Below are 14,072 nucleotides of genomic sequence, written 5' to 3' on the forward strand. Positions count from 1 at the left end.
ATAGTCAAACAGTACGTGCTACGCAATGCTAGCGTTGGCCAATCAAACACATATTTTCAATCATGAGTTGAACCTCAACTCATGTTATTTCAATAGTTAACCGCAACTCTTAATGAGAGCTGAGGTTAGTTAGTCAATCTTTACGGTGCTTGTTGTGGATCTATCGATCTCAGCTGGATAATCGGGAAACCAGTGCAAATCTGGTACTGCCCCCGCAACGGTGATTGGTGAGAGTCAGGTACGCAACAGCGTTGCGTTAATCATCTCGACTCGCGTGTGTTGCCCCCAGGGGCAACGCCACAACCTCAGTCCGGAGACCGGCCTTAAAGGTGATTTCGATGATTTCGGTGGGCAGATCTCGAAATGTAATGTGACATCGCTTGTCGGCTTGTTCTATAGACGCTGTCTATTGAGTAAGCCGACTGCAGTGATGTATATTGCGGCGCTATTGCCCCATTTTTCCTTTCAGGAGTTAAAGGTAAATGGGTACTAAACCAACAAAAATCGCACTGCTATTAAGTGCTGTCTTCAGTGTAGTCAGTGCTAATGCTATCGCGGCTGATCCCGCTACTACATCCTCTTCGGCAATCACCATGGATGAAACCATTGTGGTTATTGGCCGTACTGCTGCTAACCCTTTAAATATTGCTGCCAATGTTAATGTTATTGATGCTGCTGATATTCAAATGAGTGGGGCCACCAATTTAACCGATTTATTACGTGGACAGTCTGGTATTCAGGTGTCGGATAATAACTCGGGCACTGTATTTTCTATGCGTGGTTTTTCTGCATCACAAGCGGCTAATAATACACTTATTTTAGTTGATGGACGCAGACTGAATAATATTGATATTTCAGCGCCAAGCATTGAATCTATCCCAATTAATTTAATTGAGCGAGTTGAGATTTTATCAGGTAGCGCAGGGGTGTTGTATGGTGACCAAGCTGTTGGCGGTGTGATTAATATCATTACCAAAGCACCGACTGAAACCGGCGGAGGTTTACAAGTCAGTGGTGGCAGTTTTGATACCTACGAAGCTAAAGGTGATATTTCAGGTGCTATCAACAACGCATGGCGTTATTTTCTAGCGGCAAGCTATAAAGACAGTGATAATTATCGCGATAATAATGAGAGTGAAACAGGCTCTATTTTAGGTCGCTTACAGTATCAAACTGATACCGAAGACTTTTATGTAGAAGTTAATTATTTTGATAATGATCGTCAAGCGCCTGGCGCGCTAACGTTAGCGCAATACGAAGCCGACCCTCGCCAAGTTGCGGCTTTTTCTGCGGGTGAATACACTCATGAAATGACCACAGCACTGCGCAGTGGTTACCAATACCAGCTGAATAATATTTGGGCCTTAGGCGCAGATTTAACTTATTCAGACACATTAACCACGAGTATATTGTTTGGTGGTGCAGGGCGTATTGAGCGGGATCTATTAAGTTTTTCACCTAAAGCCACAGCTGACTACCATTTAGAACATGGCGATTTAAATTTTGTTGCCGGTGTTGATGTGAGTAAAGGTGAAGCAGATTTCGATACGCTTTATACGCAACGAAATAATGAACAGACACAAAAGAGCGCCTATGTGCAAGCATCAGTGCCTATTACGCCTACTTTATCTTATGTTGTTGGTGGTCGATACTCAGAAGTGACTGACGATTTATATGACCAATTACTTTATCCTAACCGTGTTGAAATCGATAATGATGCCCATGCATTTGAGTTAGGCTTTAATTATCGTCCAAGCAGTGAAAATCGCTTTTATGTCCGCGCAAATGATAACTTTCGCTTTGCAAAAGTAGATGAGCAAGCATATACGCCATTGGCAGTACAAGGTTTAGACCCACAAACTGGCCGTTCTTACGAAGCCGGTTGGGACTTTACTACCGCCACTCAAACCTTAAAAATTAATGCTTATCAACTAGAGTTAGAAGATGAGATTGTTTACGAAGGCGGTCGTACAGATGGACCTTATGGTGGTGGCGCTAACGTTAATGCCGACGAATCTCGTCGCTTTGGTGTGAGCACAGCTTATGATGTACAGTTATCGATCGATTGGTTATTAGGTGCTTCGTACGACTATATTGATGCAGAATTCACTCAAGGCGAAAATGACGGTAAAGCCTTATCTTGGGTAGCTAAACATTCAGGTAAAGCCTTTGTCAGTTACGATTTTTCTGATGGCTGGCAAGCGTATGTTGAAGGTGTTTACACCGGCGAGCGCTATATGGAAGGCGATAACAGCAATACCGGTGATAAGTTAGACAGTTACGTGCTAACAAACCTTGCGTTAAACTATACTTATTCAGGTTGGAATGGCAGTTTACGTGTAGATAATTTGCTTGACGAAGATTATGTCGGCACGGGTTATTACTCTGCCTATGGTAGCGGTTATTATTCAGGTACTGGTCGTTCAATTAGGCTAACAGCCGGTTATCGTTTCTAGATAATTCGACTTAATAGATTCTCACCCACTAAAGCCAGTAAACTATTACTGGCTTTCGTTTTAATATATCGTTAGATTAATTTATAGCGTGTTTATTTTAAAAAAGGTAACCGATGAATATGACTAATCTTGAGCAACAAGTTCTGACTCAAGTTCAAGCTATTATTGGCAATGAAGAACAGGTCATTGGTCGTCGTGGCATATTAATTCCATTGAAAAAGGCTTTAATTAGCGAAGCTGATATTAGAGTTGTTATCGATACTGTGTCGGCTGATCCTGCGCTTGCTGCTCATTTGTTGTTGCGCAGTAATACCGCGCAAGCTGCAGGCGTAATATCGGCTAAAAGCCGCAGTGTTAAAGATGCTTTAATCCGTTTAGGCCAAGTAAACATTTACCGCTATGCGTTCTCGTTTTACCTTAAAGAAAGACTTGATGAGCTTTCTGAACCTTACAAAAAACTCGTTCAAGGCTATTGGGCTTTAAATGAAAAGATTGCGACGGATTGTATAGCGCTGTTGCGTGAAGAGAATGATATTGGTGTAGGGACTAAAATTGATGCAGATGAGATGCAAACATTAGCGCTGTTTAGTGTGTTTGGTCAGGTCATTGCGTTAACGGCTTTTGCTTATTTAAACGCTGAACTCTCTCGTCCAGTATCATTAAAAGTACTGAAGTCACTTATTGATAAGCAACAGCAACAGTTATCACTTGAGGCATTTTCGTCACTAGGACTAGATGAAGATTTACGCGAAGAATTTTTGATTGCACATAATTTACGTCAAACACAAAACCCTGATTCCCCAGGACTTGTGCTTCGACGCGTGCTATCTAAGCGAGGTTTATTAATCAACCCGTTGTAGATTTATGCCTTCACTCGCTACCAGTTCGAGCCACTTTTGGATTAAATTTGCATTAGTGGCGTCGCGACGATAAGCCCCAAATAATGGACGTTTCAGACCTTCCGATCCTAATTTAACTGCAGTAATACTGAGCCCCTGACTCTCTCGAATAGACCAGGTAGGTAGGGTTGCTACGCCGTCATTACAGGCTACGCGTTGTAACAGCATTGAGGTTAAATCGCATTGCTTTTGCTCGCCAGGTTCAATACCTGCAGGTTCTAAAAAGTGCTTATAAATGTCTAAACGAGCTAATGGCACTGGGTAGCTAATTAAGGTTTGTTTGGCCAATTGTGCTGGTGTGACAAACGCTTGCGCTGCTAATGTATTATCATTGGAAACGACTAATTTAACTTCAAAATCAAATAGGTGTTGATAAGCGACACGGTGTCCTGGCACTGGGTCTGATGTTAGCACTATGTCTAAGCTCCCCGTCTCTAAGGCATTGAGCGAATCAAATAAATGCCGACTTGAAATATCAATTTGCGCTGCTGGCGCGTGTTGTTTAAATTGTTCAATAACGGGCATTAACCAACGAAAACAACTGTGGCATTCAATGCCCAGCTTTAGTTGTTGGCTTTCACCTTCTAAACCGCGTTTAAGATCCGACTCGGTAGCAATCACTTTCGGTAAGATTTCTTCTGCTAAATTTAGCAGACGCGAACCTTCATGAGTAAAAGTGAGTGGTTTACTTTTACGTACAAAAATAGTTGAGTTAATCCGTGTCTCTAACTCTTTTATTTGGTGAGAAAGCGCCGACTGAGTTACAAATCGTTTTTTAGCTGCACCCGCTAAACTGCCACTTTCTTTTAACGCCATCAAGGTGCGAAGGTGTCTAAGCTCTATCATTTTCTCTCCACATGAATCTTGCTCAACTAGCCGATGAAATCAATTCGATTGCTTGACAACAGAGTAACACAATAAACTTCTAGACGTCCAGACGCCTATGCATATTTTTTGCATAAGTAGTTATTTTTTATCAACGAAAAAGGAAAGTAGTATGAAATTTCAAATTTAGGATTTCTAGAGTCGCTTCACTACCAGGGCGGACCTTGCTATAGAATTCCTATAGGAGTGTTGAAATGAGCATTCTGAAGTGACTTGAGTATACATATGTTACAGCGAGTTTAACGACACGATGAATGCTATTGCGGCCATGGATGCCGATGTGATGACTATTGAGACATCTGATTCAAGGATGGCATTATTGAATATGCTTGAAGATTTTTGTTATCCAAATGAAATAGGTCCTGGTGTCTATGATATTCATTTACCAAATATTCCAATGGTAGATTAAATGGTCTACCTTATCACTAAAGCAGTGCAAAAAGTGTCCGTAAAACAATTATGGATTAATCCTGATTGTGGTTTAAAACCCCGTTACTGGGATGAAGTTGAGCTCGCACTGCATATATGATTGAAGTGACTAAAGCGCTTAGACGACGATTTTTATCGGGATAATATCATCCATGATAAGTCACGTTTAATTTATCAGAGCGTGATGTCATTTGAGCGGTCGAGTGAAGTCCTGATTGTTGTCATAAGTGATTAAATACTGACGATTTCAACGCTGGCTTTGTTGGTTATCCTCTAGTTATTTATCGGTTAATGATTAGTTTTTATGTGAGTTGAACCATTATTGACTACACTCAAAATAAGTATTTCAGTTAACAGTAGGAGCTATTATGAGCCACACTTATAAAGTGATTGAACTGGTTGGGTCATCACCGATTAGTTCAGATGAAGCGGTCAAAAACGCGATTGCCCAAGCCAATAAAAGTTTACAACATTTACGCTGGTTTCAAGTTGTGGAAACCCGAGGTCATTTAGAAGAAGGTTTAGTGGCTCACTGGCAAGTAACCATTAAAGTAGGGTTTACTTTAGATATCTAAGTATTTATCAATTAATCATCAAGTTTGCTTTCGTTCGAATTTTTCAACAGAGAAGACTTTACTTAAATATCCACATACACCAAAAGATAACAATATTCTCTGTACTAAGACGTCAGAAATCGCGTGATTTAAATGTCGTAGTGCCACCAAGGATGATGGCACAGGTTCAGGGGTAAATAGATATATCATCGAACGGTTAGGCGATTGTTATGATGCTATGAGGATTAAGCATCCCTTGGTAAGCCTTTTTGTATGGAGCGGATAACGCGTTGAGTTTTGCGTGAAAGCGTCTCTAGTGGCGCTTTTTGTGTTTGCTGCAGCAAGGCCCAGTCAATATGTTCAAGCACCATATCATCTATTTCTTGGCTGTCTTTTCTACGTTCTAAAGCGCTAATAATCGCGGGGTTAGCTGGGGCATTACCTAATGCAATGGCAATATTACGTAACCAACGTTTGTGGCCAATTCGGCGAATTGCACTGCCTTCTGTTTGGCTTAAAAATTGGCTTTCCGACCAGGCAAATAAACTTAGCAAATCGGGTTGAATCAATACACTACGAGTATGAAAGTCCGTCTCTTGAGTCAGTGGTGCTTTTGCATTAACAGGACACACGAGCTGGCAATCATCACAACCATAAATACGATTGCCTATTAATGGTCGAAATTCTTCTGGAATAGCGCCCTGTAACTCAATGGTTAAATAAGAAATACAACGTCTTGCATCAACTACATAAGGCGCTACAATCGCATCTGTTGGGCACGATTTTATACATGCAACACAAGTGTTACAGCCTTCTTCTATAGGGATATCTAACGGTAGTGGTAGGTTGATTAATAACTCACCTAAAAAGAACCAACTGCCTGCATCAGGGTGTAAAATCAGTGAATGCTTGCCTGTCCAACCTAGTCCAGCTTTATCGGCTAAAGGGCGCTCTAATATCGGTGCAGAATCAACAAAAGGCCTAAAGTCAGTGTCATCAAATCCAAGTGTTTGACAATGCTCGGTAATTTTATCACCCAGTTTTTTGAGCCTTTGGCGGATCATTTTGTGGTAATCGCGTCCGCCAGCATAGCGAGAAATGTAGCCCAGATTGGGATCAGTTAAATTACTGGCAAAGCCAGCATCGGGCGGCAGATAGTCCATGCGCGCGCATATGACCCTTAAAGTGCCAGGATGTAACTCATTGGGCCTGGCGCGCATCATTCCATGGTTGGCCATGTAGTTCATCTCGCCGTGGTAACCTTTATCTAACCAATCTTGCAGTCCGGCTTCGTGCTGGCTTAAGTCGATATCAGCAACCCCAATATGAGCAAAACCAAGTTCTTTACCCCATTGCTTAATTTGCCTATTGAGCACGTCAAGCTGAGCCACTGTCAATGGACAGGGCTTGGTTAGATGGGTCTCTAAATCGGTAATAGGATCTGGAGTTAATGCAGGGGTTGTTGTTGTCATAACACTATCATTGAGTAAACACGTTAAAATTATACTCGTTTTATTCGGCTTTGACACAATTTCGGCCAGCAGCTTTGGCACAATAGAGCGCTTTGTCGGCTTTTAGCAATAATGGTGATAACTCGACTTCATTAGTGTAACTTGCCACGCCCGCACTGATGGTTTGATGTAATCTTGGCGATATTTGTGACCAATCATATTTTGCGATGGTATCGACTAGGCGGTTGGCAATTTCAATCGCTTTGGTTTTATCGATGTTAGGTAATAAAATTAAAAACTCTTCACCACCCACACGACCAACAACATCGGTATCGCGCATCATGCTAGCGCTAATCGCTGCGAGTTTTACCAGTACTTTATCGCCCATATCATGACCGAGTGTGTCGTTAACTATTTTAAAGTGGTCAGCATCAAAAGAGATGATTGAAAAAGGTTTAGCCGATTGTTGCGATGATTTTAGGAAATAGTTACCTTGAGAATAGGTGTCACGCCTATTGGCTAATTTAGTCAGTTCATCGGTTAGGGCTAAACGTCTAAATAGTTGTTTTCGCACGACTTGCTTGTAAGCAAATACAGATACGATCATTAAGATGATGGCTACTAAAATAATAATTATTATTTGCATGTTTTCATTACGCTGTAAAATCTGTAATTGTTGCTCTTTATCTTTGTCGCGTTGTATTAGCCATTCGTTTTCGGTTTTAATCTTATTGGTATCAAAACGAGCTTGCATTTCTGAGTTGCGATCAGACATATTTTGCTTATCAAGAGACATGTGTATTTTGATAAATTTTTGCAATGTTTTTAATGCATTGTCTATATCACCTTTGGCTTGGTAGATATCGCTTTTTATATAGATGTTTTCATTTTCACCGCGTTGATTGCCACCACGGTTAAAGTCAATTGATGCAAGCTGACTATATTCAAGTGCTTTATCAAATTCATTTTTAGCTAAATACACTTGTGCTAGGTATAGCATTAACGAACTATGCGGCCCATCATAGCTCGCTGGTAGTTCTTTTTCTGCCTGCTTTAACAGCACTAATGCTTCATCTATTTTGTTCAGCTTTATCAGATTTCCTGCAATATTCGTTTTAGCATCGGCAATCGAAACGCTATCCTGTTGAGTTTTCCAAAATGTGAGAGATTGTCTAAATCGAGCTGTAGATTCATCGATACGTCCAAGCTCTAAAAGTGAAAATGCAATCTGATTATTGATGCTATCGGCTTCCATTAATAGATTGGCCTTAAGATACACTTGTTCAAGTTTTATTTGGTATTTAAGGGCTGTGTCAGCATCACCAAAACGTCGATAACTTGCAGCTAGTTCGCTTAAATTATCATTGGCCCAATAAGTTAAATTAAGGTTTTCATACAATTGTTGTGATGTAATTAAATCTTCTAATGCAGAGGAATAGTTACCTTGGTACGACAGCATAGATCCACGAATGCTTCGGCCGTCAGCGATAAGTCGAGGATCTTCAAGTTCGTATGCGTTATTTATTGCATTAGAAAGATCGTCAAGAGCTTCGTCTAATTGACCTGAAAACTGTTTGTAATAACCTAAACATAATAATAAATCAGTATGAATTGCTGATGGATAGGGTACTGAATATATTAGCAGTTGTTGTTGAGCATACTTAATGGCGCTGGCAAGTTCACTATCTGTAGTAGAAGGTTGGTTCCAGCAATATAAACGGACATAGAGTTTTTGACGGATATCATCGTCAGCAGCAATGATCCGCTTAAATTCGTTAAGTAGTTTTTCGCCTTCTATTTGGTCAACATAATCCGCTAAATCAATCTTTTTATAGATGGCATCAGCTTTTACGTTATCATAATAAGCAGCAAAAACAGATATGGGCAAAAAATATATTGCGATAAAAATGGCAATAAAGAAGTAAAAATTTAATTTTTTTTTCAAGATAACAAGCCGCTTTTTTTATTTATAGTTTTTAGTGGGCAATAATAGTCATGCTGTAAAAGTAGTTGTAACATTGTTGTATACACTTTTGTTATCAACGATGCACAATTATTGTGCACAACAAGGGTTTTATCAAGGATAAATTGATATTGCCTGCAGATTAAAGTGAATATTGGAAGGTGATACGTTCTCAAGGTGATATATCTGCGTAGTAGTATGGTAAAAACTGAGAATACAAACAGTAAAAATTAATGTCATAATTGTACTAGGTTGTTTAATTTATATTGATAACATAAATATCACTACATAGATATGTGATTCGAGTGGGTTTAGTCCTGTCTAATTTCAATAAATGGTTGATCATAGTGTCAGCTAATATCCTGATGTGAATCAATGTGAAGCATTTTAATTAAGAGAAAAATCATGAAAAAAGTTGATTTGCAGTACCTCGAAGTAGCAAAGCAAGTTTCGTATAACGTAGCAAACAAAGTGCTGCCGATGGACAAGTTACCAGAAACATTGCAACAAGCTTATGAAGGCTTGTTTAAAGAACTTATTGAAGACAATGCGAATGCGTTTACCCATGCTTGGGATGCATTACCAGCTAGTGCACAAAAGTTGATGACTAAAGCTGAGTTTCATGGTTTTTATATTGCCAATGCATGGATGCAGTTAAGCCGAGTTGCACAAGAAATTGCTGACAGTGCAGATTCTGAAGAAGAGATGAATAATAACGAATATGATGGTGTATTCGGTCGCTTAGCGGAGCAGTCGTTGAAAGAGTGTTTACGTAAGCTTAAAAAAGCCCGTACTGATCGCCCACTGCTAAATAGCTTTAGACTCGTCATGTCTGCCTAAATGGTTAAATTAACATTTATGAGTTAAATTTTGTAAACCAAGGTGGTTGAGCTAATAAACGCGTTGTTTAACAGGCATAAAAATCCCAACTTAAGTTGGGTTTTTTATGCCTAAACAGGCTTAGTTGAGCTTATCAATCCGTTAGAATGACGTACGTTTGTAGCGACGATATTCAGGTTCCCAGAAGTTAGCTTCAATTGATTGCAGCAGCAATTCATCGGTACAAGGCAATGCTAACCCTTGGTCAATGGCAGCTTTAGCAACGGCAAAAGCAATATATTTACTCACTGTTTGAATGTCTTCTAAACGGGGAAGCAGTGAACCAGTGCCATCTTTACCGAGTGGAGAGCACTCAGCTAAAGCGCGGCTAGATGCCATTAACATTTCATCAGATACACGTCTTGCGCCACAAGATAGAACACCTAAACCAATACCCGGGAAGATAAAGCTGTTATTACATTGAGCTATTTCAAAGGTTTCACCATTAATAACCACAGGTTCAAATGGACTGCCTGTTGCGACTAATGCTTGGCCTGATGTCCAATGTAGAATATCTTTTGGTGTTGCTTCAACACGGCTAGTCGGGTTCGATAATGGAAATACAATAGGGCGTTTACAATGGCTGTGCATTGCTCTAATAATTTCTTCAGTAAATAAACCTGGTGATCCAGATACACCAATGAGTACAGTCGGTTTGGCATTATTAACCACATCAAGTAACGAAATATTGTCACTGTAATTGTCCCATGCTTCTATCGTGGCACAAGGTTGAGCCAGCTTTTGTTGGAACGGTAATAAGTTAGGCATGTTGTCGAGTAACAAGCCCCAACGATCGACCATAAATACTTGCGAACGCGCTTGTAGTTCACTAATGCCTTCTGACACCATGGTAGCCACAATCGCTTCGGCAATGCCGCAACCTGCACTACCTGCACCTAAGAAGGTAATACGTTGTTCACTGAGTTTACTGTTAGCGGCTTTACAAGCTGCCAGTAGTGAGCCAACTGTAACCGCTGCAGTGCCTTGAATATCATCGTTAAAGCTACAGTATTGATCTTTATAACGTTCAAGTAATGGCATCGCATTTTTTTGCGCAAAATCTTCAAACTGAATCAATGCATCAGGCCAGCGACGACTGACTGCTTGCATAAACTCTTCAACAAATTCAGTGTATTCATCACCACCAATACGCTGATGACGCCACCCCATGTACATAGGGTCTTCAAGAAGGTTTGGATTGTCGGTCCCAACATCTAAGGTTACCGCTAAGCAATATGCAGGACTTATTCCGCCACAGCTAGTGTATAGCGATAATTTACCAATTGGGATCCCCATGCCGCCTATACCTTGGTCGCCTAAGCCGAGAATGCGTTCTCCGTCGGTAACCACAATGACTTTTACTTTGTGGCGAGTTGAGTTATTTAAAATATCATCAATGCGATCTTTATTCGGATACGAAATAAACAAGCCGCGGTTACGACGATAATTTTTAGAAAAACGTTCACACGCTAAGCCAACCGTCGGGGTGTAGATAATGGGCATCATTTCACTGATATTATTACGCACTAAACGATAAAATAAGGTTTCGTTAGTATCTTGAATATTACGTAAATAAATGTGCTTATCGAGATCATTGGTGAAGTTTTTAAATTGTGCATAGGCACGAGAGGCTTGCTCATCTATGGTTTCAATTACCCAAGGAATAAGGCCTTCGAGGTTAAAATAAATTCGCTCTTCTTCACTAAATGCGCTGCCTTTATTAAGCAGTGGTGATTCAAGAATGGCTGGGCCGGCAAAAGGAAGATAGAGGGGGCGTTTGTTATCGTCCATGGGGGAACCTTAATGTGTTAGATCCAGTTAGATCGTTATTAGAATAATGCTGGTTTTTGTCATTGTAGATTATCACGTCTGATCTTTTTTGTGGTCTGTTAAGTGAGTCAAATCACATTATTGTTAGGTATTTCTATTCATCTCTCATTACGGTGCTGTTTATATGTAAACGTTAGAAACAAAAATGCGCAGCCTAAGCTACGCATTAATAAAGTATTATCTCAACATCTAGGCGAATATTACTTACCGCGATGTTTTATTGACAAACCCTTGACGAAGTTTCTTAACACTTGGTCGCCACAAGGTTTATAGTTTTTATGATCAGGGCTACGGAATAGCGCCCCTAGTTCAGATTTAGTCATCGAAAAATCTGCTAAGGCTAATGCAGCAATAATATCTTCTTCACGCATTTCGAGCGCAACGCGTAATTTTTTGAACATCAAGTTGTTGGTCAACTGCTTTAGAGGCGTAGGGACTTCAGCTCCAGGCTTTAAACCACGGTTCTTAATGATCAAACCATCTAAGAATTGGCACATTAATGTGTCATTACATGCTTGATAACCTTCTTCTTCCTCTTTTTTCAACAGCGCAATAATCTGCTCTGAAGAGATGTCTACATTGGCTTGGCTGAAAATGTTAATCATTTTGGCATTTGAATAGTCAAATACAAAGCGAATACGGCGAAGAATATCGTTGTTAATCATAAGGCTCTCTGGCGCGGCGGCGCATAAATGGTTTAGGTCAATTGACGAAACACTATTATAGCGAGAAATCTTTGATTAGTCAGATTAATCCTGCTTAAGCTGCAATCGATTTCTAACGCTGCTAGTATCGCTTCGCTGCTAAGATTTTATAGGATCTAGCCGCGTAGCGTCCTAGCCTCTCGGTTTTTAGTGAGATCATTTTGTGAAGTACCAATAAATAAACAAGATAGCGAAGCTAACTAAATACAATAAACCAATCCAAGACAACCCAACCATCACACGGCCATAACGATGTTTTTTAGCCAAGGTGTTACTTGTCATTAAACGAAAGTTAAGCCATGCAAAAATAACGGTAGTCATAAAGGCAAGGATCATCACAAATTCAAGTAGCGGTAATAAGGCGCCTTTAAAGAATAAAATGAGTAATAAACCAAGCGCACTGATCCCGAGCATCACCTGGGTTAAATAACTGCGTGGTGACGTGTTGTGAGACAGTAATCGCCAGCCCATATCAAGTGTGCGACTGTAGCCATCTATCACGGTAACCGTGGTACTAAATATACATAAAAATGCAACAATCCCAATTAGATAGCGGCTTTCATTGACCATGACTTGGCTATAAAGGGTGATCAATTGTGAGGCAAATACCGCACCTGAGTCTGAAAAACGCTCGCCACTGCCGTGCATCACTAATGCGCCTAACGCTAAAAATACAATCGCCAGTAATGCCGTGGTGACATAGCCTAGATTAAAATCAAAAATAGCCTGCTTGGCAGTTACCGTTTGGGTTTTACGTTTTTCTATTAACCATAACGAGTTCCAAGTACTGACCTCTATCGGAGCTGGCATCCAACCCATCATTGCTACTAAAAAACCGACGTATGCCCATTGCCAAGGAGATTCACTGACCACTGGAGTGCCGAACCCGCTATAACGATTAAAGGCTAATGCTACGGCGACTAAGGTGGTTAGTGTAAGAGCCAACATGATAATTTTAGTCATTTTATCAAGCAGTTTGTAGTGGCCGAAAATTAATAATGCTAATGAGCTGGCCAATACAATCAGCGCTAATACGTCAATTGATAGCGGAATAAACTGGGTTAACATTGCCGCCGTTAACATACATACCCCAGCAGTACTGGCAATGGCGGCAATAACATTAAGCCCAGTAAACAGCATCAAATATCCACGGCCTTGCTTTTGATAACCGTGCAATAAACTCTCATCAGTTGCTGCGGTGTAGCGAGCGCCAGCCGCGAAGAAAGGATATTTAACGATATTAACTAACAAAATGAGCCACGCCAGTTGCCAACCAAATTCGGCACCTGCTCGAGTTGAGGCCACTAGGTGAGAAGCGCCAATTGCGGCGGCGGCCATTAAGATTCCTGGTCCTGTGGCTTTAAACAGTGTGCTAACACGAGAGACCCACGGTAAGGCTGATGCAGTTTGTTGATTAAGCATGTTAAAAAAGACCTAGTTTGATTGTTTAGCGGTTAATGATCGTTCTATTCGCAATAAGGTGGCGTTCATTTGTTGTAGATTGTCGAGGATTAATACATCGGTATTTGGACGAGCTGATGCGCTGTTTTGCCGTTCACTGAGTTGTGTTTTTTGTGCCAGTACTTGTGCTCTAAAATCGACTACATTTATGACGCCAATTAAGCTAATTAATGCCCCTGCGCCAGATTGCCCGGCGGTTTCTACGGTAAGTTTATGAATGCCAAACATGCGCATAATGGGACCCTGGATAAGTGCCATATCGGTGATTTTATCCAATGGAACGGTATTTTCTGTTCGAGTAAACAACCCTTTGCTGACGATGAGTTTTTGCTCGGTTAATTCAGCATTCATGTTATTAATGTAACGTTTTGTCGCCAGTAATCCTAGGTGAAACCATAATAATAACAATGGAATACCAACGATACTTAAGAAAAAGAATACACTGCCAGACAATAACCAGTACAAACCTAGGTTTGCATGAAAGTGGGCACGAACTAGCGTTTTATCACTCATCTGATCTCCATACCAAAAGCATTTAAATTCGCTTTTTTTAAGTATTTA

11 protein-coding genes, 1 pseudogene and 1 riboswitch are annotated in these 14,072 nt (G+C 40.5%); of the genes and pseudogenes, 5 read left to right on the plus strand and 7 right to left on the minus strand.

Going from position 1 to position 14,072, the window contains the following annotated elements; translation table 11 throughout:
• The first annotated feature begins 126 nt into the window (after positions 1-126).
• Positions 127-340: riboswitch (cobalamin riboswitch) on the plus strand.
• Between the two features lie 142 nt (positions 341-482).
• Together EGC82_RS05785 and EGC82_RS05790 are read left to right on the plus strand one after the other, a co-directional pair.
• Positions 483-2,456, plus strand: coding sequence for a TonB-dependent receptor (locus tag EGC82_RS05785; protein ID WP_124729919.1), 1,974 nt, complete (start codon positions 483-485; stop codon positions 2,454-2,456).
• 119 nt (positions 2,457-2,575) lie between these two features.
• Positions 2,576-3,316, plus strand: coding sequence for an HDOD domain-containing protein (locus tag EGC82_RS05790; protein WP_124732569.1), 741 nt, complete (start codon positions 2,576-2,578; stop codon positions 3,314-3,316).
• Here EGC82_RS05790 and EGC82_RS05795 read toward each other — a convergent pair.
• Positions 3,299-4,201, minus strand: a complete 903-nt coding sequence (locus tag EGC82_RS05795) for a LysR family transcriptional regulator (RefSeq protein ID WP_124729920.1) — start codon at positions 4,199-4,201, stop codon at positions 3,299-3,301. The genes EGC82_RS05790 and EGC82_RS05795 overlap by 18 nt on opposite strands.
• Positions 4,202-4,460: 259 nt before the next feature.
• Between EGC82_RS05795 and EGC82_RS05800 the strand changes: the two are divergent.
• Together EGC82_RS05800 and EGC82_RS05805 are read left to right on the plus strand one after the other, a co-directional pair.
• Positions 4,461-4,813: pseudogene (locus EGC82_RS05800) on the plus strand (5-methyltetrahydropteroyltriglutamate--homocysteine S-methyltransferase); the annotation flags it as partial.
• A gap of 224 nt (positions 4,814-5,037) precedes the next feature.
• Positions 5,038-5,244, plus strand: coding sequence for a dodecin (locus EGC82_RS05805; protein ID WP_124729921.1), 207 nt, complete (start codon positions 5,038-5,040; stop codon positions 5,242-5,244).
• 224 nt (positions 5,245-5,468) lie between these two features.
• Here EGC82_RS05805 and queG read toward each other — a convergent pair whose 3' ends face one another.
• Both queG and EGC82_RS05815 read right to left on the minus strand, forming a co-directional pair.
• On the minus strand, positions 5,469-6,695 hold the full coding sequence (gene queG, locus EGC82_RS05810) for a tRNA epoxyqueuosine(34) reductase QueG (RefSeq protein WP_124729922.1): 1,227 nt from the start codon (positions 6,693-6,695) through the stop codon (positions 5,469-5,471).
• Between the two features lie 40 nt (positions 6,696-6,735).
• Positions 6,736-8,619 carry a tetratricopeptide repeat-containing diguanylate cyclase gene (locus EGC82_RS05815; protein WP_124729923.1) on the minus strand — a complete coding sequence of 628 codons (1,884 nt, stop codon included), beginning with the start codon at positions 8,617-8,619 and terminating at the stop codon, positions 6,736-6,738.
• A 423-nt stretch (positions 8,620-9,042) separates the two neighbouring features.
• On the opposite strand from EGC82_RS05815, the gene EGC82_RS05820 reads away from it, so the two are divergent.
• Positions 9,043-9,477, plus strand: coding sequence for a DUF3069 domain-containing protein (locus EGC82_RS05820; protein WP_124729924.1), 435 nt, complete (start codon positions 9,043-9,045; stop codon positions 9,475-9,477).
• Positions 9,478-9,618: 141 nt separating this feature from the next.
• On the opposite strand, the gene EGC82_RS05825 is transcribed toward EGC82_RS05820, so the two are convergent.
• The 4 genes from EGC82_RS05825 to EGC82_RS05840 all read right to left on the minus strand — a co-directional run bounded on the left by EGC82_RS05825 (position 9,619) and on the right by EGC82_RS05840 (position 14,024).
• Positions 9,619-11,307 carry an NAD-dependent malic enzyme gene (locus EGC82_RS05825; RefSeq protein WP_124729925.1) on the minus strand — a complete coding sequence of 563 codons (1,689 nt, stop codon included), beginning with the start codon at positions 11,305-11,307 and terminating at the stop codon, positions 9,619-9,621.
• A gap of 239 nt (positions 11,308-11,546) precedes the next feature.
• The gene (locus tag EGC82_RS05830) at positions 11,547-12,011 is read right to left on the minus strand and encodes a YehS family protein (RefSeq protein WP_124729926.1); all 465 of its coding nucleotides are present in this window, start codon (positions 12,009-12,011) and stop codon (positions 11,547-11,549) included.
• A gap of 195 nt (positions 12,012-12,206) precedes the next feature.
• Positions 12,207-13,472, minus strand: a complete 1,266-nt coding sequence (locus tag EGC82_RS05835; RefSeq protein ID WP_124729927.1) for an Nramp family divalent metal transporter — start codon at positions 13,470-13,472, stop codon at positions 12,207-12,209.
• Positions 13,473-13,484: 12 nt separating this feature from the next.
• Positions 13,485-14,024 carry a PH domain-containing protein gene (locus EGC82_RS05840; RefSeq protein ID WP_124729928.1) on the minus strand — a complete coding sequence of 180 codons (540 nt, stop codon included), beginning with the start codon at positions 14,022-14,024 and terminating at the stop codon, positions 13,485-13,487.
• Positions 14,025-14,072 lie beyond the last annotated feature (48 nt).

This window comes from Shewanella livingstonensis (assembly GCF_003855395.1).
Classification (GTDB): Bacteria; Pseudomonadota; Gammaproteobacteria; order Enterobacterales; family Shewanellaceae; genus Shewanella; species Shewanella livingstonensis.

Excerpts from the sequence above, each read along its gene's own strand:
- EGC82_RS05785 (WP_124729919.1), top strand. The coding sequence starts at position 483 with ATGGGTACTAAACCAACAAAAATCGCACTGCTATTAAGTGCTGTCTTC.
- EGC82_RS05790 (WP_124732569.1), top strand. The coding sequence starts at position 2,576 with ATGACTAATCTTGAGCAACAAGTTCTGACTCAAGTTCAAGCTATTATT.
- EGC82_RS05795 (WP_124729920.1), bottom strand. The coding sequence starts at position 4,201 with ATGATAGAGCTTAGACACCTTCGCACCTTGATGGCGTTAAAAGAAAGT.
- EGC82_RS05805 (WP_124729921.1), top strand. The coding sequence starts at position 5,038 with ATGAGCCACACTTATAAAGTGATTGAACTGGTTGGGTCATCACCGATT.
- queG (WP_124729922.1), bottom strand. The coding sequence starts at position 6,695 with ATGACAACAACAACCCCTGCATTAACTCCAGATCCTATTACCGATTTA.
- EGC82_RS05820 (WP_124729924.1), top strand. The coding sequence starts at position 9,043 with ATGAAAAAAGTTGATTTGCAGTACCTCGAAGTAGCAAAGCAAGTTTCG.
- EGC82_RS05825 (WP_124729925.1), bottom strand. The coding sequence starts at position 11,307 with ATGGACGATAACAAACGCCCCCTCTATCTTCCTTTTGCCGGCCCAGCC.
- EGC82_RS05830 (WP_124729926.1), bottom strand. The coding sequence starts at position 12,011 with ATGATTAACAACGATATTCTTCGCCGTATTCGCTTTGTATTTGACTAT.
- EGC82_RS05835 (WP_124729927.1), bottom strand. The coding sequence starts at position 13,472 with ATGCTTAATCAACAAACTGCATCAGCCTTACCGTGGGTCTCTCGTGTT.
- EGC82_RS05840 (WP_124729928.1), bottom strand. The coding sequence starts at position 14,024 with ATGAGTGATAAAACGCTAGTTCGTGCCCACTTTCATGCAAACCTAGGT.